The organism is [Clostridium] ammoniilyticum (genome assembly GCF_025566905.1).
Classification (GTDB): domain Bacteria; phylum Bacillota_I; class Bacilli_A; order Erysipelotrichales; family Coprobacillaceae; genus Faecalibacillus; species Faecalibacillus intestinalis.
This window is the reverse complement of record NZ_JAOQJR010000007.1, coordinates 18970-44223: the sequence shown is the minus strand read 5'-3', so window position 1 is coordinate 44223 and position 25254 is coordinate 18970. Positions and strand designations below refer to the sequence as shown.

Annotated in this window: 22 protein-coding genes; 19 read left to right on the top strand and 3 right to left on the bottom strand. The window is 29.5% G+C overall.

Annotated elements, in window-relative coordinates:
* The 4 genes from OCV55_RS08065 (at position 1) to OCV55_RS08050 (ending at position 6229) form a co-directional block, all read left to right on the top strand.
* Positions 1-1068, top strand: coding sequence for a 6-phosphofructokinase (locus tag OCV55_RS08065; RefSeq protein WP_032090684.1), 1068 nt, complete (start codon positions 1-3; stop codon positions 1066-1068).
* Between the two features lie 76 nt (positions 1069-1144).
* Positions 1145-2275 carry a GGDEF domain-containing protein gene (locus OCV55_RS08060; protein WP_147580302.1) on the top strand — a complete coding sequence of 377 codons (1131 nt, stop codon included), beginning with the start codon at positions 1145-1147 and terminating at the stop codon, positions 2273-2275.
* 29 nt (positions 2276-2304) lie between these two features.
* A complete protein-coding gene (locus OCV55_RS08055) occupies positions 2305-4671 on the top strand; it encodes a diguanylate cyclase (protein ID WP_267309867.1) in 2367 nt (788 codons plus the stop codon).
* 118 nt (positions 4672-4789) lie between these two features.
* Positions 4790-6229 carry a glycoside hydrolase family 1 protein gene (locus OCV55_RS08050; protein WP_032090681.1) on the top strand — a complete coding sequence of 480 codons (1440 nt, stop codon included), beginning with the start codon at positions 4790-4792 and terminating at the stop codon, positions 6227-6229.
* A 442-nt stretch (positions 6230-6671) separates the two neighbouring features.
* Here the strand turns inward: OCV55_RS08050 and OCV55_RS08045 are convergent, their stop codons facing one another.
* Positions 6672-7586, bottom strand: coding sequence for a prepilin-type N-terminal cleavage/methylation domain-containing protein (locus OCV55_RS08045; protein WP_147580300.1), 915 nt, complete (start codon positions 7584-7586; stop codon positions 6672-6674).
* Between the two features lie 31 nt (positions 7587-7617).
* Entirely contained in the window at positions 7618-8538 is a 921-nt protein-coding gene (locus OCV55_RS08040; RefSeq protein WP_147580299.1) for a LysR family transcriptional regulator, read from the bottom strand.
* 129 nt (positions 8539-8667) lie between these two features.
* Here OCV55_RS08040 and OCV55_RS08035 point away from each other — a divergent pair, with 129 nt between their 5' ends.
* From OCV55_RS08035 to typA, 6 genes are all read left to right on the top strand, one after another.
* The gene (locus OCV55_RS08035; protein ID WP_199588461.1) at positions 8668-8901 is read left to right on the top strand and encodes a hypothetical protein; all 234 of its coding nucleotides are present in this window, start codon (positions 8668-8670) and stop codon (positions 8899-8901) included.
* 1 nt (position 8902) lies between these two features.
* The gene (locus tag OCV55_RS08030; protein WP_147580298.1) at positions 8903-9748 is read left to right on the top strand and encodes a DUF3737 family protein; all 846 of its coding nucleotides are present in this window, start codon (positions 8903-8905) and stop codon (positions 9746-9748) included.
* 2 nt (positions 9749-9750) lie between these two features.
* On the top strand, positions 9751-10914 hold the full coding sequence (locus OCV55_RS08025; RefSeq protein WP_147580297.1) for a MalY/PatB family protein: 1164 nt from the start codon (positions 9751-9753) through the stop codon (positions 10912-10914).
* Positions 10915-10976: 62 nt separating this feature from the next.
* A complete protein-coding gene (locus OCV55_RS08020) occupies positions 10977-11879 on the top strand; it encodes an Rpn family recombination-promoting nuclease/putative transposase (protein ID WP_147580296.1) in 903 nt (300 codons plus the stop codon).
* Positions 11880-11970: 91 nt separating this feature from the next.
* Positions 11971-12765, top strand: coding sequence for a Cof-type HAD-IIB family hydrolase (locus OCV55_RS08015; RefSeq protein ID WP_032090671.1), 795 nt, complete (start codon positions 11971-11973; stop codon positions 12763-12765).
* 105 nt (positions 12766-12870) lie between these two features.
* Positions 12871-14688: a translational GTPase TypA gene (gene typA / locus OCV55_RS08010; protein ID WP_119363816.1), complete on the top strand. Its 1818-nt coding sequence runs from the start codon at positions 12871-12873 to the stop codon at positions 14686-14688.
* An 8-nt stretch (positions 14689-14696) separates the two neighbouring features.
* Here the strand turns inward: typA and OCV55_RS08005 are convergent, their stop codons facing one another.
* Positions 14697-15530, bottom strand: a complete 834-nt coding sequence (locus OCV55_RS08005) for a MerR family transcriptional regulator (RefSeq protein WP_119363815.1) — start codon at positions 15528-15530, stop codon at positions 14697-14699.
* A gap of 106 nt (positions 15531-15636) precedes the next feature.
* Between OCV55_RS08005 and OCV55_RS08000 the strand changes: the two genes are divergently transcribed.
* The 9 genes from OCV55_RS08000 to OCV55_RS07960 all read left to right on the top strand — a co-directional run bounded on the left by OCV55_RS08000 (position 15637) and on the right by OCV55_RS07960 (position 25227).
* Positions 15637-16818: an iron-containing alcohol dehydrogenase gene (locus OCV55_RS08000; protein ID WP_147580295.1), complete on the top strand. Its 1182-nt coding sequence runs from the start codon at positions 15637-15639 to the stop codon at positions 16816-16818.
* Positions 16811-17467 carry a cyclase family protein gene (locus tag OCV55_RS07995; RefSeq protein ID WP_081918962.1) on the top strand — a complete coding sequence of 219 codons (657 nt, stop codon included), beginning with the start codon at positions 16811-16813 and terminating at the stop codon, positions 17465-17467. The genes OCV55_RS08000 and OCV55_RS07995 overlap by 8 nt, the downstream gene beginning before the upstream one ends.
* 2 nt (positions 17468-17469) lie before the next feature.
* Positions 17470-18126: a YczE/YyaS/YitT family protein gene (locus tag OCV55_RS07990; protein WP_032090667.1), complete on the top strand. Its 657-nt coding sequence runs from the start codon at positions 17470-17472 to the stop codon at positions 18124-18126.
* Complete coding sequence (locus OCV55_RS07985; RefSeq protein WP_147580294.1) at positions 18110-19522, top strand: MFS transporter; 1413 nt, start codon at positions 18110-18112, stop codon at positions 19520-19522. Before OCV55_RS07990 ends, OCV55_RS07985 begins: the two co-directional genes overlap by 17 nt.
* Before the next feature lie 79 nt (positions 19523-19601).
* Positions 19602-20414 carry a diadenylate cyclase CdaA gene (gene cdaA / locus OCV55_RS07980; protein WP_032090665.1) on the top strand — a complete coding sequence of 271 codons (813 nt, stop codon included), beginning with the start codon at positions 19602-19604 and terminating at the stop codon, positions 20412-20414.
* Positions 20407-21807 (top strand): CdaR family protein, encoded by a 1401-nt coding sequence (locus OCV55_RS07975; RefSeq protein WP_052010941.1) that lies wholly within the window; start codon positions 20407-20409, stop codon positions 21805-21807. Before cdaA ends, OCV55_RS07975 begins: the two co-directional genes overlap by 8 nt.
* Before the next feature lie 12 nt (positions 21808-21819).
* The gene (gene glmM / locus OCV55_RS07970; protein ID WP_147580293.1) at positions 21820-23172 is read left to right on the top strand and encodes a phosphoglucosamine mutase; all 1353 of its coding nucleotides are present in this window, start codon (positions 21820-21822) and stop codon (positions 23170-23172) included.
* Between the two features lie 94 nt (positions 23173-23266).
* The gene (locus tag OCV55_RS07965) at positions 23267-23920 is read left to right on the top strand and encodes a response regulator transcription factor (protein WP_022001805.1); all 654 of its coding nucleotides are present in this window, start codon (positions 23267-23269) and stop codon (positions 23918-23920) included.
* Complete coding sequence (locus OCV55_RS07960) at positions 23920-25227, top strand: HAMP domain-containing sensor histidine kinase (protein ID WP_147580292.1); 1308 nt, start codon at positions 23920-23922, stop codon at positions 25225-25227. The genes OCV55_RS07965 and OCV55_RS07960 overlap by 1 nt, the downstream gene beginning before the upstream one ends.
* The last annotated feature ends 27 nt before the right edge of the window (positions 25228-25254 follow it).

Here is a 25254-nt window from a genome sequence, read left to right as displayed (position 1 = left end):
ATGAGAGTTGGAATTCTTACAAGTGGTGGTGATTGTCAAGCACTTAATGCAACAATGCGTGGTTTAGTAAAAGCACTTTACCAACAAAGAAAAGATATTGAAATTATTGGCTTTTTAAAAGGTTATCAAGGATTGATGTATGAAAAATATAAAAAGATGTCTTTAAGTGATTTTGAAGATATTTTAAATGTTGGTGGAACGATTTTAGGTTCTTCACGTTGTCCTTTTAAAAAAATGCGTGTTATTGAAGATGGTTTTGACAAAGTTGAAGCTATGAAAAAAACATACAAGAAATTGAAACTTGATTGTCTTGTGGTTTTAGGAGGAAATGGTTCTTTAAAATCGGCTAACATGTTAGCACAAGAAGGTTTAAATGTGATAGGACTCCCTAAAACAATCGATAATGATACATGGGGTACAGATTATACTTTTGGTTTTCAAAGTGCGGTCGATATTGCAACAAACTATTTAAATGAAATTGAAACAACCGCTAAAAGTCATAGTCGAGTTTTCGTTGTAGAAATCATGGGACATAAAGTAGGACATATTTGCTTACAGGCAGGTATTGCAGCAGGAGTGGATGCGATTTTACTTCCAGAAATTCCTTATGATATTAAAGTGGTTGCGAAAAAAATTAAAGAAAATCAAAAAACAGGAAAAGAATATACAATCATTGCTTGTGCAGAAGGAGCGATTAGTGAAGAAGATAGTCTTTTATCGAAGAAAAAATACAAAGCAAAAGTTGCAAGTCGCCAAGGACGTTCGGTTGCTTATGAAGTCGCTGAACAATTACAAGAGTTGATTCCTAATGAAATTCGTGTGGCGTTAGCTGGACATATTCAAAGAGGAGGCAATCCTTGTGGTTATGATCGTTTTATGGCAACACGCTTTGGGGTATATGGGGCAAATCTTCTTTTAAACAAAGATTTTGGAAAACTTGTTGTTTTTGATAAAAATGAAATCAAAGCAATTCCTTTAAGTGAAACAGCAGGTAAATTAAAATTTGTTGATCCTGAGTGTGAAGTTGTTTCGAGTGCTAAAAAAATGGGGATTACATTTGGCGAATAAATACCGTTTAACGGTGTTTTTTTGCATTAGTAAATAGTGTATAACAAGGCTATATTGATATGAATGAAGGTGTATTATGAGTAGTGAAATAATGAGTTTAGAAATGGATGTTTTTTGTTTATTATTATTGATTCGAATTTTATATCAAATGTATATCAATCGTGAACAAAATGATCATTGGAACTATTTTTATTATACCATTGCTTGGGCTTGTGTTTATTTGTTTATGGATGCAATTTGGATCATGAATGTAAAACATTTTCTTACTTTTAGTAAGATTCAAAGTGGAATATTTAATAGCTTCTATTTTTGTTCACTAGCAATGCTTGTTTGTTCTTGGTATGTTTATGTCCAAAAAACACTTCATTCAGCTGTTTTGAAGCATAAAAAAATATTAGTGCTTACTTTTATTCCTCTCATCTTTTTTATAGGATCTTCTTTGCTTTCTTATTGGACACATGGATTATTTGTTATTGATCAAGTAGGAAACTATCATCGTGGCAAATTGTTACCATTCTATTTTTTAATTTTATTTGCTTATATCCTTTATCTTTCAATAAAAGCAGGATATTTATCTAAAAAAGCAAAGAATTACTTATATCAAAAGGAATATAAAGTGATTGTTCGTTTTTCTTTTCTTCCTTTTATTACTGCGTTAATTCAAATTACAGTGGATCATTTACTTATTTTTAATCTAGGACTCACATATTCAATTTTTATTGTTTATAATTATTTTCAACAAAACCTTATTTCATTAGACCCGCTTACCAAAATCAATAACCGAGAACAATTGGATATTTATTTAACAATGAAAATGAAGGAAAATCATCAAAAAAAAGATCTTTATTTATTTTTATTAGACATTGATCAATTTAAAAAGATAAATGATGAACTTGGGCATGTTGTTGGAGATCAAATCATTTTAAAGACAGCTGATATTTTAAAACAAATTGCATATTTACATAATTGTTTTATTTCACGTTATGGTGGAGATGAGTTTATCATGGTATGTGAAAGAGATAAAAATGAGGAAATAACTCCTGTATTTAATGATTTACAAAGATTATTTCAACAATCTTATGAAGGTTTACCAGATTTTAGTGTGAGTATTGGTTATGCTAAATATGATGAGTCATTAAATTATATTCCAAAATTTATTGAAAAAGCAGATCGCTATATGTATCTAAATAAAAATGTGAAAAAGTGATAAAAATGAGTCATGGAAGGAGTATGTGTATGCCAAAAAGAAAAGCAAAAATATTGATTGTTGATGATGCCCAGATTAATCGAATAATTTTATGCGAATTATTGAGGAATCAATATCAAATTTTAGAAGCAGAAGATGGGAAAAAAGCTTTAGAAATGATAAAAGAAGATAAATCGATTGATTTAGTCTTATTAGACATTGTAATGCCTAATATGGATGGTTATCAAGTTCTTGAAAAGATGAAGGAACAACGTTATTTAGAATATCTTCCTGTTATTATTATTTCTTCAGAAGGAGATTCGACTTCTATGGAAAAGGCTTATGAACTTGGAGCAACTGATTATATCAGGAGACCTTTTGAAAGTTATATTATTGATCGAAGAATTAAAAACACTTTAATGCTTTATGAAAAACAAAAGAAACTGGTTCATTTAGTAGAACAACAAATTCAAAAAAGAGTAAACAATAATACGACATTAATCAATGTCTTAGGACATATCGTTGAATTTAGAAATGGCGAAAGTGGTTTACATATACAACATATTCAAACAATTACAAAAATGCTTTTATTACAAATGGGTAAAAAATCGCACGAATATAAGTTAAGTGATGCGGATATCTTACTTATTAGTACAGCTTCATCTTTACATGATATTGGAAAAATTTCAATTGATGAAAAGATTTTAAATAAACCGGGACGACTTACAAAAGATGAATTTGAAATCGTAAAACAACACTCTTTGATTGGTGCAGAAATGTTGAAAACAGTTCCTAACTACAATAATAATGATTTATTGGAGTATGCTTATCAAATATGTCGTTGGCATCATGAAAGATATGATGGACATGGTTATCCTGATGGATTAGTTGGTGATCAAATTCCTATTTCAGCACAAGTTGTTTCAATTGCGGATGTTTATGATGCTCTTACGAGTGAACGTTGCTATAAAAAAGCATATAGTCATGGACAAGCTATGAAGATGATTATTGATGGTCAATGTGGGGTTTTTAATCCCCTGTTATTAGAATGTCTTTATGATATTAGTGAAGAAATGAAAGCTTCTTTATTTGAAAATGAAAATTATGCAGATCAAGCAGTTGTTTCAAAGATGACAGATGAGCTCGTTATTAAACAATTTAGAAGTGAAATGCCTAAAGAAAAAAATAATGAGTCTCAAAACAGAAAATTTTTTCAGGAAATGACATTTGAATACGATGCATTTAAAGATGCTGTTTATATTTCTTCACAAGCAGCAAAAGATCTAGGAATTGATGAAATAATTTATCACCCAAAAAATCATGAATTTTCTTTTTTTAATAAATCAACAATTAAATTACTTAAGGATAAACTCAAAGAAACAACACATTTAAATCCAGAGGTTGATTTAAAGATTTATGCACAAGTTGGAAAACAAAAACAATGGTATCATTTACAAGCAAGTACGCGATGGAATGGAAGTGTTTATAAAGGATTTGTTGGAAAACTAGTTAAAGACAACAATATTCAAGTTATACATAATATTCAAGAAAATATTTCTTTAAAATATACATATACTGAAATAAAAGATTTTATTGAATCCTTAAAAGATATTTTTACGGTTGTTCGTTTGATAGATTTTCAAAAACATCAATCCGCAAAAGCAGAGAATGATCAAATAGAAATTATTGAAGGCAATTGTTATGATTACTGGAAAAGAAAAGATGTTTGTGTCAATTGTATTTCTAAGCAAGCGTATATCAAAAAAGGGCAAGCTTTTAAATTAGAATTTGTTGATTATGACATTTATGCCATTATTGCGCAGTATGTAGAAGTGGATGAGCGTCCTTGGGTCTTAGAACTTGTTTATAAAACAAAAGAAGATATTATTTTAGGAGCTCATGGGAAAACACGATTCTTAGAAAATATCGTAACTTATAATAAAGAATACTATACAGATGTTTTGACTAATGCTTATAGTCGACGTTATTATGAAGAATACGTTCAATACATCAATGATGTATCAGCAGTAGCAATGATCGATGCCGATAATTTTAAGGCAATTAATGATCAATATGGTCATAATGCTGGCGATCAAGCAATCAAAGCTGTTTCTAAAGCTATTCAATCATGCATTCGATCTGATGATATCTTTATACGTTATGGTGGGGATGAATTTTTACTTGTTTTCCAAGATATTCATTATAATACTTTTACAACTCGGTTGTATCAAATTAGTGAATGTGTAAAACAAACAAAAGTAGATGATTATGAAGATTTATCATTATCAATTACTGTTGGGGGTATTTATGGAAATTCAAAAGTCAATGATGCAATTAAAAAAGCCGATAAATTGATGTATGAAGGAAAGAAATCAAAGCGTTCGATCGTTGTAAAGAAAACAAGTGAGGTGGATTAAGGTTCACCTTTTGTGTTTGTCAAGTGATTTTACAATACTGAAAAAAGTAAGTGTTTTTTCAAAGGATAAGCTATAATGATTTTTGAAATTTTGTATATCAAAACAAGGAGGAAGAAAAATGAGTTTTCCAAAAGGATTTTATTGGGGTGGAGCAACAGCTGCAAACCAATTAGAAGGAGGCTGGCAAGAAGGTGGTAAAGGTATTTCTTGTCCAGATATTTGTACAGGAGGAACTGCTACAAAAAGTAAAAGAATTACACCAGTATTAGAAGAAGGGACATTCTATCCAAGTCATGATGCGATTGATCATTATCATCGCTTCAAAGAAGATATTGCGTTATTTGCGGAAATGGGATTTAAAATGTATCGTTTTTCTATTGCATGGACACGTATTTTCCCAAATGGTGATGAAGATAAACCTAATGAAGCAGGTTTAAAATTCTATGAAGAATTAATTGATGAATGTTTAAAATATGGTATTGAACCACTCATTACAATTTCTCACTATGAAGTACCATTTAACTTAACAAAAAAATGGAATTCATGGGTAGATCGTCGTATGATTGATTGTTACTTAAATTTCTGTAGAGCTATTTTTACTCGCTATAAGGGAAAAGTAAAATATTGGCTAACATTTAATGAAATCAATAGTGCAACAACAGCAATGGGAGCATTTTTAGGACAAGGTATTTTAAATGAGATTAAAGAAATGGAATTTATGGATCAAGTAGATGTTCCTCAAAACCGTTTCCAAGGATTACATCATCAATTTGTAGCAAGTGCTTTAGCAGTGAAAATGGCACATGAAATTGATCCAAACTATCAAGTAGGATGTATGCAAATCATGGCCACAAGTTATGGTCTTACATGTAATCCAGATGATCAAATTGAAAATCAACAAAAGAATCATTTAATGAACTGGTTCTGCAGTGATGTTCAATGTCGTGGTAAATATCCAAACTACATAAAGAGATATTTTAAAGAAAATAATATTGAAATTAAAATGGAAGAAGGAGATGAAGAAATTCTTGCAACTGGTCCAGTAGATTTCTATACATGTTCTTATTATATGTCAAACTGTCAAACTGCTGATAAAACAAAAGAAGGTGGAAAAGGAAATATCTTAGGTGGAGTTCCTAATCCATACTTAAAAGCATCTGACTGGGGATGGCAAATTGATCCAGTTGGTTTAAGATATTCACTAAATGAAATTTATGATCGTTATCAATTACCAATCTTTGTTGTAGAAAATGGGTTAGGGGCTTATGATACAATTGATGAAGATGGTAAAGTCAGAGATAGCTATCGTATTGATTATTTAAGAAGTCATATTGAACAAATGCATGAAGCTGTTTTAGATGGTGTTGATTTAAGAGGATATACACCTTGGGGATGTATTGATTTAGTTTCTGCTTCAACTGGAGAAATGGCAAAACGCTACGGATTTATCTTTGTAGAAAGATATGATGATGGTACAGGAGATTTTGCTAGAAGAAGAAAAGAATCTTTCTATTGGTATAAAAAAGTCATCGAAACAAATGGAGAAGATTTAAAATAATAGTAAAAGAGCTCAATTGAGCTCTTTTATTACTTTGTTATAAAATTAATACCACGTGCTTGCGTGTGATAACTCTAGAGTTTTAGCGTTAAGCAAAAAGCCTCAAGTGATAAACTAAAAATAGCCTGGTAGCTAGAAATAGAAATAAAGAAGATAATATTTAGATAGAATTACTCTTTTTAGTAACAAACAACCATGTCATCTTTATCGAATTAATACCTTAATTTATTGGCGAAGATAGTTGTAATGCGTTAGAATCATTTTGGTTTTCATATATAAATTATATAACAAAAAAGAACAATGTTTCAGCTTTTGCTGTTTCATTGTTTTTTTTCTATTTTTGACTGCTTATTTTGTTACACAGTAAAAGCAGTGTAACTGTCAGGCTTCGGTAAGTGAAGACTTTGGAAGTACATACCGCGTCTTTTAGGCGTGTTTATTACTATTGTGGTAAAGTATCTTTGTATTTAGGATAATCATTTTTTACAACATTAGCATAAGCTTTATAAGCCTCTTCAAGTGTATTGTATTGATCTTTTCCAGTTATGTATGATTTATATTGACTAGAATTGCCACTACCGGTTGGAGCAATCGCTATATATGGTTTATGAGCACTATCTTTTCGCTTTCGTGCAGTCGTTGATGATGAAATGTAGAATTTTCCATCAGCTGTACTAATAATGACAGGAATTTGTGTGTTAGCATTGATTTTATCTGTATCAACTGAAGTCCAAAATAAATATCTTTCAGTTTTTTCTTGTGGATTTCCATAATAGGCCCATGTACCATGGTTTAATAAACTCTTATTTTCAATCTGTTCTATTAATTTTGGAACCATTGTTGAACCATCACATTTCGAATCAATTTCAAAAAAAGATTTCTTTTTAAGATCATTTTCTAATAAACCGCTATTATTTAATGCACTATGTAAATTCGATGAAAAATCAATAGTGGATTCTTCTGTCTTACTTCCTTTCCAATTAAAAACAACAGTATTCTTTTCTTTATTGTATGAGATTTCACAAACACCACCGTCTTTAGGAATTCCTTTCCAGTTATCAGTGTCACCATCTGATTTCTTGTGCGTAATACCAGCAATAGTTACAGAATCAAAAGCTTGCCAATCATTTTTCTTTTGTGTAAGTTCTACTTCTTTTACAATATCTGTTTTATATCCTGTTTTTCCCATCGCAATGATATCTGTACAAGCAGCACGAACGTTGATGAGGTCATGCGATTCGCGACTTTCTTCAAGGTATCCTTGACAAGCTGGAATAGCGATAGCTGCAAGAATGGCGATAATTAGAAGAACTACTATTATTTCTACAAGAGTAAATCCTTTATTTTTTCTTTTCATAGGCCCCCCCTTCTTTAATGAATGATTAATTTTACTTTATCATATTTTTATTAATTTGTGGGCATTTATGAGCTTTTTTTATTTCTTCTTCTAATACTTTTAAAAAATATTGTGCAGGTTTAGAAAGAACGCGATATTTTTTCCAAATAAAGGCAAGTGATGAAGTGATTTGTGGCTCAAGGGGTCTAAAACACAAAGAACTTTCATTACTTGTATCAATGAGGTTTTTTAAAGAAATCACAGCTCCATTACATTCCTTTGTTAGAATACTGGCATTATAAATTAAATTATAGGTTGCAATAATATGATACTTAGAAAAATAAGAATTGGCCCAGTTTTCTATTTGTTTATATTTTAATTCTTGTGAGGAACAAAGAAGAGGAACATCAATTAAATCTTGAGGAGTAATTGATTCTTTTAAAGCAAGAGGGTGATCCTTTTTTATATAAATGCCCCATAAGTCTTGATAAGGTAAAGATAAATGATTGTATTTATAAATATTAGCGGGTTCAATGATCATACCAAAATCAATCAGACCTTTTTCAAGACGATCTGTCACATCTTGTTCATTACCACTAAATAAATGGAATTGGATACGTGGATAATCTTCTTGTACACGTTGAATGGCTTTACAAATGATTTCGATGCCTAACGTTTCACCACTACCAATGCATACTTCACCACTTAAAGTTTCATCGAATAGCATAATTTCACTTTCTGTTTTTTCAACCAAACTGACAATTTCTTCAGCACGTTGGCGAAGTAAAATACCTTCTTCTGTTAAAGTGATTTTACGATTACCACGAATAAAAAGTTGTTTTCCTAAATGATCTTCAAGTTCTTTCATTTGTCTTGATAAAGTGGGCTGAGTCACGTTTAAGCTTTCAGCCGCTTTTAAAATTGTTTCCTCTCTTGCAATCGCAAGAAAATATTGTAGAAGTCTAAATTCCATGATTTCACATCCTTTATGCTTATTTTAATCATCTTTATTATGCCTTGCAAGTATAGAAATGTATTTGTTATAGGTATTTGATAATATAGAGATAAAGAATTACAATAATAAAGGAAAGTGGTGAGAGCTTTGGGAAAAGAAGTAATTGAAGAATTAATTATGAATTTAAAAGATGCAGGATGTGATGAAGAACTTATTACAAAGTGTATTAAAAAATATAATAATGATGATTTGAAGATGTTGATAAAATCATTACAGTGTCATCGTTGTTGTTTATTAGATAAATTGCATGAGGAACAAAAGAAAATAGATTGTTTAGATTATTTAATATATACGTTAAAGAAACAAATGAAGGAGGATTAAGATGGAATTAGTTAAACAAGCTTATTTAAAAGGTGAAAGAGCTTTATTTAAAAGTCATGATTTAAAAGTAGAAGATAGTATTTTTGCAGATGGAGAATCGCCTTTAAAAGAAAGTGATCATATAGATATTAGTGGAAGTATTTTTAAGTGGAAATATCCACTATGGTATTGTAATCATATCAATGTAGAAAACAGTACCTTACTTGAAACTGCTAGATCAGGTATTTGGTATACTCATCATATTAATATTAAAGATAGCGTGATTGATGCGCCTAAAACATTTAGAAGAGGGACACATATTTCTTTAGAAAATGTTAATATGGTCAATGCTCAAGAAACCTTATGGAAATGTAGTGATATTAAGTTATATAATGTGGTTGCTAAAGGTGATTACTTTGGAATGAATAGTGAAAATATTGAAATTGATGGTTTGAATTTATCAGGAAATTATTGCTTTGATGGTGGTAAGAATATTATTGTTAGAAATTCAAAACTTGTTTCAAAAGATGCTTTTTGGAATTGTGAAAATGTAACGGTTTATGATTCAGTAATTATTGGTGAATATCTTGCATGGAATACGAAAAATATTACTTTTGTGAATTGTACAATTGAAAGTTTACAAGGATTATGTTATATCGAAGGATTAAAGATGGTAAATTGTAAATTAATTAATACCACTCTAGCTTTTGAATTTTGCAAAGATATTGATGCACAAATTGTAAGTCATATTGATAGTATTACAAATCCTATTTCTGGTAAAATTAGTGCACAGAGTATTGGTGAAATGATTATTGATGATCAAATCATTGATCCAAGTCAAACAAAGATTCAATTAAAGGAGATGTAAAGATGTACGATTTTTCAAAGATGACCAATCGTTTTAATACAAATTCATATAAATGGGATGTTAAAGAAAATGAACTTCCTATGTGGGTAGCTGATATGGACTTTGAAACAGCTCCAGCTATTATAGATGCTTTACATAATAGGGTAGATCATAAAATCTTTGGTTATAATACGGTACCTGATGATTATTTTGAAGCTTATCAAAATTGGTGGGAAAGAAGACATCATTTTCATATGGAAAAAGATTGGATGATGTTTGTTACAGGAGTTGTTCCTGCTATTTCTTCGGTAGTTAGAAAGGTGACAACAGTAGGTGAAAATGTTTTGATTATGTCACCAGTTTATAATATTTTTTATAATTCTATTTTAAATAATGGAAGACATGTTTTATCAAGTGACCTTGTTTTTGATGGAAAAGAATATCATATTGATTTTGAAGATTTAGAAAGAAAACTTTCTTTAAGTCAAACAACATTAATGATTTTCTGTAATCCCCATAATCCAATAGGTAAAATTTGGGATAAAGAAACTTTACAAAGAATTGGTGATTTATGTGCAAAACATCATGTTATTGTTTTAAGTGATGAAATTCATTGTGATATTACCAATCCTCAAAAAGAATATATTCCTTTTGCTTCCGTTTCAAAAACAAATTTAGAAAATACAATTATGTGTATTGCACCAACCAAAGCCTTTAATATGGCAGGGATGCAAACAGCCTGTATTGTTGTACCAAATGAAGTATTAAGACATAAAGTCAATCGAGGAATTAATACGGATGAAGTGGCAGAACCAAATAGTTTTGCGATTTGTGCCACAAAGGCAGCTTTTAATCAAAGTGAAGATTGGCTTAATGAATTAAATCAATATATTCAAAATAATAAAGATTATGCGATTTCATTTATTCAAAAAGAAATCAAAGATGTTTATGTAGTGCCTACAGAAGCAACTTATCTTTTATGGATCGATTGTCATAAGGTATGTTTAGATAGTGTTGAACTCACTTCTTTTATAAGAAAGAAAACAGGTCTTTATGTAAGTGATGGTCTAGAATATGGTGAAAATGGAAAAGCTTTTATTCGTATGAATGTAGCTTGCCCATTTGAAAGATTAAAAGACGGTTTAAATCGTTTTAAAGAAGGAATTTATTTGTATCAAAACAAATAAATCCTTTTTTTTAAAGAAAAACGTATGAAAAAATACAATATAAATAATAGGAGGATCAAAAGATGAAAGAGAAGATAACCATACCATTTTATAATGACCTATTATTTAAGTATTTTGTTTATGATAATGAAGATGAAGGATGCCAGTATATTCTAAAAAAGATTATTGAAGAAATAACACCTATTCGCTGTAAAGAACTTTATGTTATTAATTCAGAGTTAATGACACATCACTATCGGGAAAAAAGATCTATTTTAGATGTTAGAGTAAAAACACAAGAAGGAGAGTATATTAATATTGAAGTACAATCAGCAGGTTTATTTGAAAGTTTGCATCGAAGATTTCAATATTATGCTTTTAAAAATATTGCTTTACAAATAAAAAGTGGGGATGAATATCGAAAGTTGCAACCGGTATATCAAATAATTCTATATCATGAAGAAGATAAGGAATATCATGAATTAATAAGAAAATTTAGTATTATGAATAATAAATATCATGATGATAAAGGAAGTTTAATACATATTTATTATGTGTTTTTAAAAGAAATTGAAAAAATAGTTAAAGAAAAGGGAAAAGATCATTTAAATGAATTAGAAGAGCTTTGTTATGTCATTGAAAAAGGAAATGAATGTGATAGAATAAAGATGACAAAGGTGGGACAAATCATGAAAGAAAAATATGATAAGTTTATGGAAGATATGAACTTAAGAGAAGAAGCCTGGGCTTATGAAAAAGCTGAATTTGATAAGATGGCTCATTATGTCGATGGAGAAGCTAAAGGAAGAGCTGAAGGCAAAGTAGAAAAGTCAAAATCGCATGTCATAAAGCTCTATAAAACGAAATATCCAAATGAAGATATAAGTTGGTTAGAAAATCTCACAGAAAAACAATATGATGAAATCTTTGATATGTTATTAAATAATGAAGATTTAGAAGTAATAAAGAGAATAATAGGAAAGTAAGGTACGAAAAATCGTACTTTTCTTTTGCTTTAATATTGAAAAATAAATTATATTTCTTTAATATATTTTTGAAGAAAAAGGGGAGAAGTGAATGATTAAATTAATAGCAACAGATATGGATGGAACTTTTTTAGATTCTTCTAAAAGATTTTCAATGGAATTTTTTGATATTTTTGCTGAACTTAGAAAAAAAGGAATTAAGTTTGTAATTGCTTCAGGAAATCAATATTTCCGTTTATATCAAAAATTTTTACCAATTTCTAATGAAATGTATTTTATTGGTGAAAATGGGAGTTATATAGCTAAAGGAGCAAAACTTATTTCAACTAATACTTTAAAAAAGGAACAAGTACAAGCGGTTATTCAATTAGTAGAAAAACATCCTGAATTGAATATGATTTTATGTGGTGTAAAAAGTGCGTATTGTTTAAGTGAATTTAAACATTTAGAATCAGTTGTTCGTACATATTATTGTAATTATCAATTTGTAGAAAGTTATGATGAAATTGATGACGAAATTATGAAAATAGCAATCTATGATCCTAGTCATCAAATTATCCGTTATGCTGATGATATTGCTAGAGGATTAGATAAAGGTGTTAAGGCAACAACTTCAGGTAATGAATGGATCGATATTCAAAATGAAGATATTAATAAAGGGGTAGCTATCAAGTTATTACAAAAAAAATTAAATATCAAACCGGAAGAATGTATGGCGTTTGGTGATCAAATGAATGATTATACTTTACTTAAAGCGGTAAAATATAGTTATGCTATGGCCAATGCTGTTCCACGTATTAAAGATATTGCTTATGGCATTGCTAAAAGTAATGATCATCAAGGTGTTTTAGAGGTGATTAAACAAGAAGTATTGAATGAATTATAGAGTGTAAACTCTTACATTGAAAAATAATTCTTGACATAAAAAATAAATAATGACAATTCAAATTATTATGATATAATGAGGAAGTTATCGAAGGGAGAGTAGCGTATGAATATTAGAAATATAGCGATTATTGCCCATGTAGACCATGGAAAAACAACATTAGTAGACCAATTATTAAAGCTATCTGGAACATTAGAAGACCGTGAACAAATTAGTGAACGTGCGATGGATAGCAATGCCCTTGAAAGAGAAAGAGGAATTACAATTCTTGCTAAAAATACAGCAATTAATTATAAAGATTATCGAATCAATATCATGGATACACCAGGCCATGCTGACTTTGGTGGAGAAGTAGAACGTATCATGAACATGGTAGATGGTGTTTTATTAGTAGTAGATGCTTATGAAGGAACAATGCCACAAACACGTTTCGTTTTAAAGAAAGCTTTAGCTGCTAAAGTAAAACCTATCGTAGTTATTAATAAAGTAGATAGACCTGTAACACGTATTGATGAAGTTATGGATGAAGTCTTAGAATTATTTATGGAATTAGGCGCAGATGATGACCAATTAGAATTCCCAACAATCTATACTTCAGCTTTACAAGGGACATCAAGTTTAGATCCTGATATTTCAACACAAGTACCAAATATGGATTGTTTATTTGATATGATTATCAAAGAAATTCCTGAACCATTAGTAGATGTTGATGGACCTTTACAATTCCAACCAGCTTTATTAGACTATAATGATTATGTAGGGCGTATTGGAATCGGACGTATTCAAAGAGGTAAGATTCATGTTAATGAATCAGTCACTTGTGTAAGAGCTGATGGAAGCCATAGTCAATTTAGAATTCAAAAATTATATGGATTTATTGGATTACACCGTATTGAAATTGAAGAAGCAAGTGCAGGAGATATCGTTGCTATTGCTGGTCTTGCTGATATTGGTGTTGGTGAAACAGTATGTACAACTGGTCAAGAAGAAGCCTTACCATTATTACATGTTGATGAACCAACAATTCAAATGGTTTTTGGAACAAATACTTCACCATTTGCTGGTCAAGATGGTAAATTTGTGACTGCTAGACAAATTGAAGAAAGATTATTTAAAGAAACAAATAGAGACGTTTCATTAAAAATTGAAAGAATTCAAAATAGAGAAGAATGGATCGTTTCTGGACGTGGAGAATTACACTTATCTATTTTAATTGAAAATATGAGACGTGAAGGTTATGAATTACAAGTTTCTAAACCTAAAGCAATCATGAAAGAAATCGATGGTGTTTTATGTGAACCATATGAAGAAGTAACTATTGAAGCACCTGATGATTGTATTGGAGCGGTTATTGAATCACTTGGATATCGTCGAGGTGTCTTAGAAACAATGGATTCTCGTGATGGACAAACACGTGTTGTTTATACAATTCCATCAAGAGGTTTATTTGGATTTATGACAAACTTCTTAACAATGACAAAAGGATATGGAATTATCTCTCACTCATTTATTGATTACCGTCCAATGGAAGGTGAAACAGTTGGTAAGAGAAACTTAGGAGTTTTAATTTCAATTGATAGTGGACAAACTACAGCTTATTCACTTGGAAGTGTTGAAGATCGTGGAGTTATGTTCGTTGGTCCTGGTGTGGATGTTTATGAAGGTATGATTGTTGGTGAACACAGTAGAGATAATGATTTAACTGTTAATGTTACTAAAGGTAAACAAATGACAAATACACGTTCATCATCAAAAGATTCTACAGTTGTTTTAAAAAGACCTCGTCAATTTAATCTAGAATCTTGTTTAGATTATATTAATGAAGATGAACTTGTAGAAGTAACACCAAATAATATTCGTTTAAGAAAACGCTATTTAACTGAAAACGAAAGAAGACAACAATATAGAAAAAATAACGGATAAGAAAGAGCTCATTCGAGCTCTTTTTTAAATTTGACACTAATTTGTGTAATATAATTTTGTGGATTTGCTTCAGTAAGTTCATCAATTAAACTTTCATCATAAGCAATATCATCTAATACTAGATGATTTTTTTTAGCATAATCTAAAAAAAGATGATAGGATTGATAAGATGTTTCATAAGTTCCTTTATGATAAATAACTAAATAATTACCAGAAGGTATAATATCATAATTTTCATCTTCTAGTTGATTATCTAAAATTGTGTAATAATATTGATAAAATGTTTTCTTTCTTTTTGACTTTAACATTTTTTTCCATTCAACCATTCCACTAATAGCATGTCCTAAGGAATGGTTTTGTTTTTTTCTATATTTAATATGTTCTCCTAAAATTTTATACTGATTGATTTCTTTACTATTAAAAGGAATATAATCACTTTTAATAATTTTAATCTCATCTCGATATTCGATATATACCATATCTGTCAATATTTGATTAGCTTTGGTAATAAGTTGACATTTTGTTTCCATCATATTGATCATTTTATGATAGGTAGTAATAATCTCTTTTAAAGTATTAATCTTATTAGAAAATAATTCATACGTACTTTGAGCATTACGATGTTCAATATAATCTTTGATTTCTTCTAAAGAAAGTCCTATTTTTTGAAGAGACTGTATAGTAGCTATAATGTCTAATTGAGACATTAAATAAAATCTATAGCCTTTTTCGTTTTTATATGCAGGTAAAAAGATACCTTTTTTTTCATAAAAAATTAAAGTTTGACGACTCACTCCTGAAATACTTGCAAATTCTGTTGGTGAAACATAAAAATTATCCATTTTTTAGCCAATCCTTTCCTAAATTAAAAAATTCACAAATAACACTTGATTGTATAGTTACAATATAGCATAAAATAAACGTAGAGTTAAGAAACAGGAGGAAAATATGTTAGAAGTCAATAATTTTTTTCATGGAACACGTATTGTAGAAGGATATGGTGTTTTAAATGAAACAGGGAATGAAGTAAAAGCATTAGGATTTAAGAAAGTGTTGATTGTTACAGATGATTTTTTATCTAAATCAGCTCATTATCAAGTATTAAAAGAAAGTTTAGAAAAAGAAGAAATTGAATATTTATTAGAAACAAACGTAAAACCTAATCCAAGAGCAGAAGATTGTGATGCAATGGCAAAAGTTGCTATTGAAGAAAAGGTAGATGCCATCATTGCTTTAGGTGGAGGGTCAGCAATGGACCAAGCAAAAGCAGTTGCTGCAATTGTTACAAACGGAAAAACAACTGTTGAATGGGGAGATGTAGAATTAGAACATTCAATTTTACCACTTATTTGTATTCCTTCAACTGCAGGAACAGGAAGTGAAGTTACATGGTGTGCAGTCATTACAGATACAGCAAGAATGTATAAAATGACAGTTGGGGATCCTATTCATATGATTCCAACACTTGCAATTTGTGATCCAACAATTACTTTGGATTTACCACAATCACTGACAGCATCTTGTGGAGTGGATGCTTTAACACATTGTATAGAAGCTTACACAGTTAAAGTTCATCAACCAATTACAGATGCGCTTGCTTTAAAAGGAATTTCATTAATTGCTCAAAATTTAGAAAAAGCTTATGTAAATGGTCATGATAAAGAAGCAAGAAGAAATATGATGATAGCAAGTACAATAGGAGGTATGTCATTTATTAGCTCTAATGTTGGTGCTGTTCATGCCTTTGCTGAAACAGTTGGTGCATGGTTTGATACACCACATGGTGTCGCTAATTCTTTATTTTTACCATATATTATGGAATACAACATTCCTGCATGTTTAGATAGATTTGTAGATATTGCTGATGCTTTAGGTATTGAAAGAAATGGTATGAATGATCAAGAGTATGCATATAGTGCAGTTCAATATGTAAAAGATTTAAATAGAAGATTAAATATTCCTAAAATTAAAGAAATAAAAGGGATTACTGAAGATAAGTTTGATGCAATTGCTCAAAGATCAGCAGATAATGTTTTATCAAATGATAATGCAAGAGAAATTCATAAAGAAGATTACTTAGAATTATTAAAAAAAGCTTATAAAGATGAAGGAGAAAAAGAAAATGCATAAGATTAAAAAAATTGTTGATTTATCATGGGAATTTACAGCTGATACACCAATTTATCCAGGAGATCCTGAACCATCAGTTACTGTAGCAACAACTTTAGAAAATGAAGGTTATAATTTATCAACATTAGTAATGGGAACACAAACAGGTTCACATGTAGATGCCCCTTATCATTTTTCTAATGAAGGAGCAACAATTGATCAAATGGAGTTAGATTTCTTTTTAGGAGATGCTATTGTTGTAAGAGTCACTGATAAAAAAGCTGAAGAAGCAATTACAATGGAAGATATTGAACCTTATAAAGAACAAATTACACCTGGTAAAATTGTTTTATTTAATACAAATTGGTATAAAAAAAGAGGAACAGAAGAATTTTTCCATCATCCTTATGTTAATGGAGAAGTTGCTCATTATTTAGTAGAACAAGGTGTTAGATTTATTGGAATTGATACAATTAATGCTGATCAAACAGGTGGAACAGAATTCCCAGTTCATGATTTATTTTCTGAAAAACGCTTAATGATTGGAGAAAACTGGGCTTATTTTGATCGAATTGATTTTGAAAATCCTTATATTATTGCTATTCCAATGAAAGTTGTAGGTTGTGATGGTTCACCAGTAAGAGCAATTGCTGTTGAGTGGGAGGATTAATGATGGATAAAAAGATTATTCTAGGATATACACGTAGATTACTTGCAATTATTCCTTCTATTTTCTTTTGTGCTCTAGGGGTCGCTTTACTTGTTTCACCAGAATGGGGAAGCGATCCTCTTACTACTTTTGAAATAGGACTATCTAATGTTTTTCATGTTCAATTAGGAACAGCAGCACTTGTTTTTGAAGGAATTGTTTTCTTTGTATTTTTAATTATTAGAAGAGATTTAGTACATTTAGGAACATTAGCTTGGTGCTTTTTAATAGGTCCATTTGAAAATGTTTGGTTAGATTTTTTAGCACCAATATTACCACCTGTAGATGCGATGTCATTTGGTTTAAAAGTAGGTTGCATTATTGCTGGATCTTTAATCATTATCCTTACTCTAGCCTACTATATTCCTATTGGTCTTGGATATCAATCAAGTGATATTTTTGCTTTTGCAATGGCTGATTTATTACATAAGAGTTATGGTATAGGTTTATCAGTTTCTTATTGTATTTTATTTGCCTTGGGAGTTTTTATGGGAGCTTCTTGGGGGATAGGAACACTGATTGCAGTTTTTGTTTATGGACCAGTTATTGATCAATTATTACCTTATTTTAAACCTTATACTTATAAGATAGCTGGGATGACAGATGAAAAAGATGACTAAAAAACAAATGTATTTGTATGGCTTACCTGGTCTTGCAACATTGTTTACATTTACAATGTTTACGACTTATGGTTTATATTTCTTTACAGATGTTGTAGGACTTTCAGGAAGTTTTGCAGGTTTTATTATGACTATTGGGACTGTTTGGGATGCCATTACAGATCCTCTAGTAGGAATGATTTCTGATGCAAGAGATCCTCAAAAAGGACGAAGAAGACCATTTTTAATTGCTTTTGCCATTCCTTTTGGAATTGTTACATGGCTTTTATTTACGTCATGGAATTTTGTAGAAACCACACAAAAGATTTATTTTATTGTTGTTGCCATTTTATTTTATACATTTCAAACATTAATAGATATTCCTTATACATCTTTAAGTGGTGAAGTTACAAATGATTATGATACTAGAAGTCGATTAGCCACTATTAGAACATTTTGGGCTATCGTAGGGGTTGCTTTAGGAAGTGGTATCATGGCATATACTTCTTTTTTAGCTCCTTTTGTAGGAAGTATAAAGAATGCTTGGTCTGTTTGTTTTGCTATTTTTGGTTTTATTTGTACAATCAGTATTTTAATTGGTTGGAAAGTTTCTAAAGGTTATGAAAATCAAGAAGTCATCATTAAAGAAAAAGTAACTTTTAAAGATTTATTAAATGGACCATTAAGAAATAAAGCTTTTTTACATTTAACAGCAGCATTTATTTTTGCTATTTTAGCACAAGCTGTATTTTTAGGCGTATTAGTTTATTACCTTACTTATAATTTACAATTAAATAATATGCAAGTGTCGATGGTCAATATTATTATGTGGATTGTTGCTTTGTTTTGGGTGTTTCCTATTAATAAATGGTCCATCAAATATTCTAAAGCTAAAGCTTGGTGTATTTCGATGGGGATTTGGTTTGTATGTATGATTGTATTTCCTCTATTTATTTTAAAACCAAAATCAGCTATTGGTCCTGTTATCATGACAAGTATTTTAGTAGTTGGACTTAATGCTTTATATCAAGTGATTTATGCAATGATTAGTGATTGCGTAGAAGTTGATTGTTTGATAAATAAGGTTAGAAAAGATGGTATTTTTTATTCAATGGCTACTGTTTCACAAAAAATAGCAGCAGCTATTGGGGTAAGTATCTTAGGAAACTGTATGGATAAAATTGGTTATAATGGTCAATTAGCAACCCAAAGTTTAGCAACACAACATGGAATTGCTCTTTTATTTATAGGTGTGACGTGTATGTGTTTACTTTTATCTATTATTTGTATGATGACAAATCCACTTACGAAAAAAAGATATCAAGATGTTTTAGAAGCTTTAAAGAAAAAAGAACAAGGTCAAGAAATTAATATTGAAGAATTTAAAGATTTGTTAATAATAAAGATGAAAAGATAGATTTTGAATAAAAATCTATCTTTTCTTTATAAAATAGAAAACATCAAGTATAATATGTTTGAAGAAAGTAGGGGATAAAATGATAGCAGGTATAGAAGTTAATCTATCATTAATTTTAAACATTATTCGTACAATTATTGATTTATTATTAGTGTGGTATATTTTATATTTAGGAATTAGTATGTTTAAACAAAATATGAGAACGATGCAGTTATTTAAAGGGGTTCTCATTATTTTGTTAATTAAATTAGTAACAAGTGTTTTAGGACTTTCAACAATGTCTTATTTAGTAGATACGGTTTTGACTTGGGGAATTATTGCGGTAATTGTAATCTTTCAACCAGAAATTCGTTCATTACTTGAAAAAATGGGACAAACTAAAAGAGATTATCATATGGAACGTTTATCAAATGATCAAAAGGAACATTTGTTAGATGAAATTGTTGATTCAGTGACAAAGTTATCAGAAACACAAACAGGGGCCTTGATTACTTTTGAAAGAGGACAATCTTTAATAGATTATATTAATACAGGAACTAAAATCAATGCCGATATTAAATCAGAATTATTTAATACGATCTTTTGGGAAGGAACACCTTTACATGATGGGGCAGTTATTATTAAAGATGACCGTGTTGTTTGTGCAGCTGCCTTTTTCCCACCAACTCAAAAGGATCTTTCACCTATTTATGGGGCAAGACATCGTGCTGCTTTAGGAATAAGTGAAATTACTGATTCATTAACAGTTGTAGTTTCTGAAGAAACAGGGACGATTTCTTTTGCTATCAAAGGAGAACTTATTAAAATTCCAAGAAAGGAATTAAGAGCAAGCTTAGTTAATGAACTAGGTTGGTTTAAATCAGAAGATGAAGAAGGTGATGAAGATGAGTAAAAATAATCAAGAACATCGTGATTCAACAACTGATTTTTTCTTAAATTTTATTTCAAAAGAAAAAGAAAAACCAAAAACAGAAGAAAAACATATCACTCCTCAATCTATTAATGATGAAATAGATTTAAGGGGAAGAGCTTTTGTAAATGGTGCTATTAAAGTGATGAATTTTATTAATTCTACTTTAGATAGAATGTTACAATCAGGATTATCTTTAAAAATATTATCATTTATTTTAGCAACGATTTTACTATTTACAGTTAATGGAGGTAATTTTGAAAATTTATTTTCAACACCTAATTCAGGAGATTATATTCAACAAGTCCCTGTGAAAATAGAAAATTTACAAGATGATTTTGTTGTTGCTGGAATGCCAGAGACTGTAAGTGTAGGCTTAGTTGGTCCTTCTATTGATATTTATAATGCTAAATTGATGAAAAATTATGAAATATATGCTGATTTTTCGGGAATAGGGGAAGGCGAACAGACAGTAGAATTGAAATCAAGAAATTTCTCTAATGATTTAGAAGTTCTCATTGTTCCTCAAACAGTAACGGTAACAGTTTCACAAAAGGTAACTAAAACGTTTAGTTTAGGATATCGTTTTAAAAATGAAGATAGCTTAAAGGATAAACATTCTGTTTCAGTAGATAGTATTGAACATAGTGAAGTAGAAGTAAGGGGTTCACAAGATAATATTGATAATGTTTATTCTGTTGAAGCAATTATTGATTTAAAGGGAGTGACAGATTCGTTTACTCAAGAATGTAAAGTAAAGGCTTTTGATCGAAGTGGAAAAGCTTTAAATGTAAGTGTTATTCCTTCAATTGTTAAAGTGGATTGTTCATTGTCTAATTATAGTAAGACAGTTCCACTTGTACCTGAATATACAGGAAATGTGGCTAATGGATATGCAATAGATCAAATGACTTTTTCAAAAGATAAAGTAAAGATTTATGGTGATGAAAGTAAATTAAAGGATATTAATAATATTAAAGTTAAAGTGGATGTAAGTGATTTGGAAGAAGGTCGTACATTTAAAGACTTAAAATTGTTAAGTGTTTCAGGAGTTAATAAGATGTCATTTACTAAAGTGGATGGAACAATTACGCTTGTTCCTTCTGAACAAAGACAATTTACGGATATACCAATTCAAATAAAAAATGGCAAAGAAAGCAATGTTTCTATGTCAAGCGATACATGCAATTTAACAGTTATTGGTACAAGTGATCGTATTAATGCTCTTACAAATGATGACATTAAGGTCTATGTAGATGTCGTTGGGTTAAAAAAGGGTCGACATAATGTGAAATTAGAAGTAGAATTAAGTGACGAAACTTTAACATATCGTTTAGATAGCGATGAACAGATTCGCGTAAATATAAAGAAATAGGAGAGATTTAAAATGGGAAAATATTTCGGAACAGATGGCTTTCGTGGGGAAGCTAATAAAGATTTAACAGTTGAACATGCTTATAAAGTAGGAAGATACATTGGGTGGTATTTTGGAAGAAATAAAGATCATGCTCAAGTTGTTATTGGGAAAGATACAAGAAGAAGTTCTTATATGTTAGAATATGCACTTGTTGCTGGACTTACAGCAAGTGGTGCAGATGTTTCTTTAATGCATGTAACAACAACACCAAGTGTTGCTTATATTACAAGAACAGATGGTTTTGATTGTGGAATTATGATTTCTGCTTCACATAATCCATATTATGATAATGGAATTAAAGTTTTAGATTGTAATGGTCATAAAATGGATGCGAAGGTTGAAAATTTAATTGAACAATACATTGATGGTGAAGTAGATGAAATTCCATTTGCTACAAAAGATGAAATTGGATGTGCAACAGATTATTCAGTAGGTAGAAATAGATATTTAGGATATTTAATGTCTATTCCTACACGTGCTTTTAAAAATATTCGTGTTGGTTTAGATTGTGCTAATGGTGCTAGTTCTAATCTTGCTAAAAGTGTTTTCGATGCTTTAGGAGCAAAAACTTATGTGATTCATAGTGAACCAGATGGTTTAAATATTAATACAAACTGTGGTTCTACACATATTGAATCATTACAAGAACTAGTAAAATCTAAAGGATTAGATATTGGCTTTGCTTATGATGGTGATGCTGATCGTTGTTTAGCCGTTGATGAATTTGGAAGAGTTATTGATGGTGATTTAATTCTTTATGTTTGTGGTAAATATTTAAAAGAACATGGTGAATTATCTAATGATACAATTGTTACAACAGTTATGTCTAACTTAGGTTTATATAAAGCGTTAGATAAAGAAGGTATTAAATATGAAAAAACAGCTGTTGGAGATAAATATGTTAATGAAAACATGGTGAAAAATGGTCATTGTATTGGTGGAGAACAATCAGGACATATCATTTTCTCTAAACATGCCACAACAGGAGATGGTATTTTAACATCTTTAAAAATTATGGAAGCAGTTATTGAAAGCAAAAAAACATTAGCTCAATTAGTTGAACCTGTAACAATTTATCCTCAATTAATGAAAAATGTATATGTAAGAGATAAAAAAGAAGCTCAAAATGATGTTGAAGTACAAAAAGTCATTAAAGAAGTTGAAGATAAGTTAGGTGATGAAGGACGTGTTCTTGTTCGTGAATCAGGAACTGAACCGGTTGTACGTGTTATGGTTGAAGCGAATACAAATGAAAAATGTTTACAATCTGTAGATTATATCATTTCTAAAATGAAAGAACGCGGATTTGTTATTGAAAGATAAAATCACATATTATCACAAAATATTGCCATATATTATGGCAATATTTTAACTATAATAGGTCATAATAGAATAGGATACAAATGAGGTGAAGAAGATGTTATTTAAAATTAATATTATAGATGATGAAAAAAATCTAAATGATTTGGTAAGAACTTATTTAGAAAAAGAAGGCTATAGTGTTTGCTCATTTTATACGTATGATGAAGCTTTACTTCATAAAGATGATGATGTACATCTATGGCTTATAGATATTATGTTAGATAAGGCAAGTGGTTTTGAATTGTTTAATGAAATAAAGGCAAGTAAGCCTAAAATGCCAATTATATTTATGTCAGCTAGAGATCAAGAATTTGATCGCATTATTGGTTTAGAAAAAGGCTCAGATGACTATATTACAAAACCATTTAATATTAAAGAAGTTATTTTAAGAATTAATAATTTATTAAAACGTGCTTATGATAATCCATCTAAGATACAAATAGATGGTTATGATATTGATTTAGAAAAAAGAAGAGTCTTCTATAACAATAATGAAATCATTTTAACAACAAAAGAATATGATCTACTTGTTTACTTTTTAAATAACAAAGGATTAGCTATTTCAAGAGAACAAGTTTTATCAAAAGTATGGGACGAAAATTATTTTGGTAGTGATCGTGTCGTTGATGATACACTTCGAAGATTGCGTAAAAAAATGCCAGAAATTAATATTCGTACGATTTATGGATTTGGATATCGTTTAGATTAATGCTTACGAAATATTCTTTACAAAAACAACTTGTTATTATTTTTTCAATTATTGCGATAGGTGTTTTAGCAATTCTATTGCCTATTATTGATAACAACTTAACACATGTTATTGATAATGAAATGTATGATGTTTTGACACGCTCACAAAATGATTTTTACTCATATGATTTTTCTCCTGATTATGCAGGTTCAGATAAACAAATTTATCATTTTACTTATAACATTAATGAAGATACGCTTACAACAGCGCAAAATATTTCTGCTAAGAAATATCAAATATTAGATTATGTTTTTCAAAATGATCTTTATAAGATGGTTAAGAAAAATAAAAAGAAATTACAAGAAAAGGTTAAAATGCAAGACCAAACAGTATATTATCAAATTGTAAAAGCGGATGATTCTAATTATATTATTTCACTTGTTTATAGTGATTATTCTAAAACATTGATTAATAATCTAAAGGATCAAGTTATTGATATCTTTTATATTGCTTTTTTAATTATTGGACTTGCTTTGTTTATTTGGGTTTCATCTTTAATAAAACCATTGAAACTTATTAAAAATTATATAGATGATATAAAAAATGATAAAGAAAGTGAATTGCATATTCAAAGAGAAGATGAGATAGGTGTTTTATCTTCTTCATTAATAGAAATGAAAGAAGAGATAGATCGACAAAATGAAATTAAAGAAGAAATGATTCATAACATTTCTCATGATTTAAAAACACCTATTGCTTTAATTCAAACATATGCTCAAAGTATTAAGGATGATATTTATCCTTATGGAGATAAAGATTCATCAGTGGATGTTATTTTAGAAAATACAGATCGGTTAGAAAAGAAAGTAAAAAGTTTATTATATTTAAATCGATTAGATTACATAAGTGGACAAATTGGAGATGAAACATGTTCAATGAAAGAATTGATTGAACATATTGTTTTCCAATTAACAGCTATGCATCCACAAATAGAAATTATTACGGATTTACAAGGTTCATCTTTTAAAGGAAAAGATGATTATTGGCGTATTTGTATTGAAAATATTATAGAAAATGCTGCTCGTTATGTACACCATGAAATTAAAATTATTTTAAAAGATCAATATTTAGAAATATTTAATGATGGTGAACCTATAGATAATTCAAATCCTGAATCTTTATTTCAACCTTATGAAATAGGACATAAAGGACAATTTGGTTTAGGATTATCTATTGTTTATAAAACAGTAACAATGTATGGATATAAAGTTGAAGCTGTTAATAGAGTTGATGGTGTAAGTTTTATTATTCAAAAGAAAGATTAGTCGAATGATTAATCTTTTTTTTAAAAA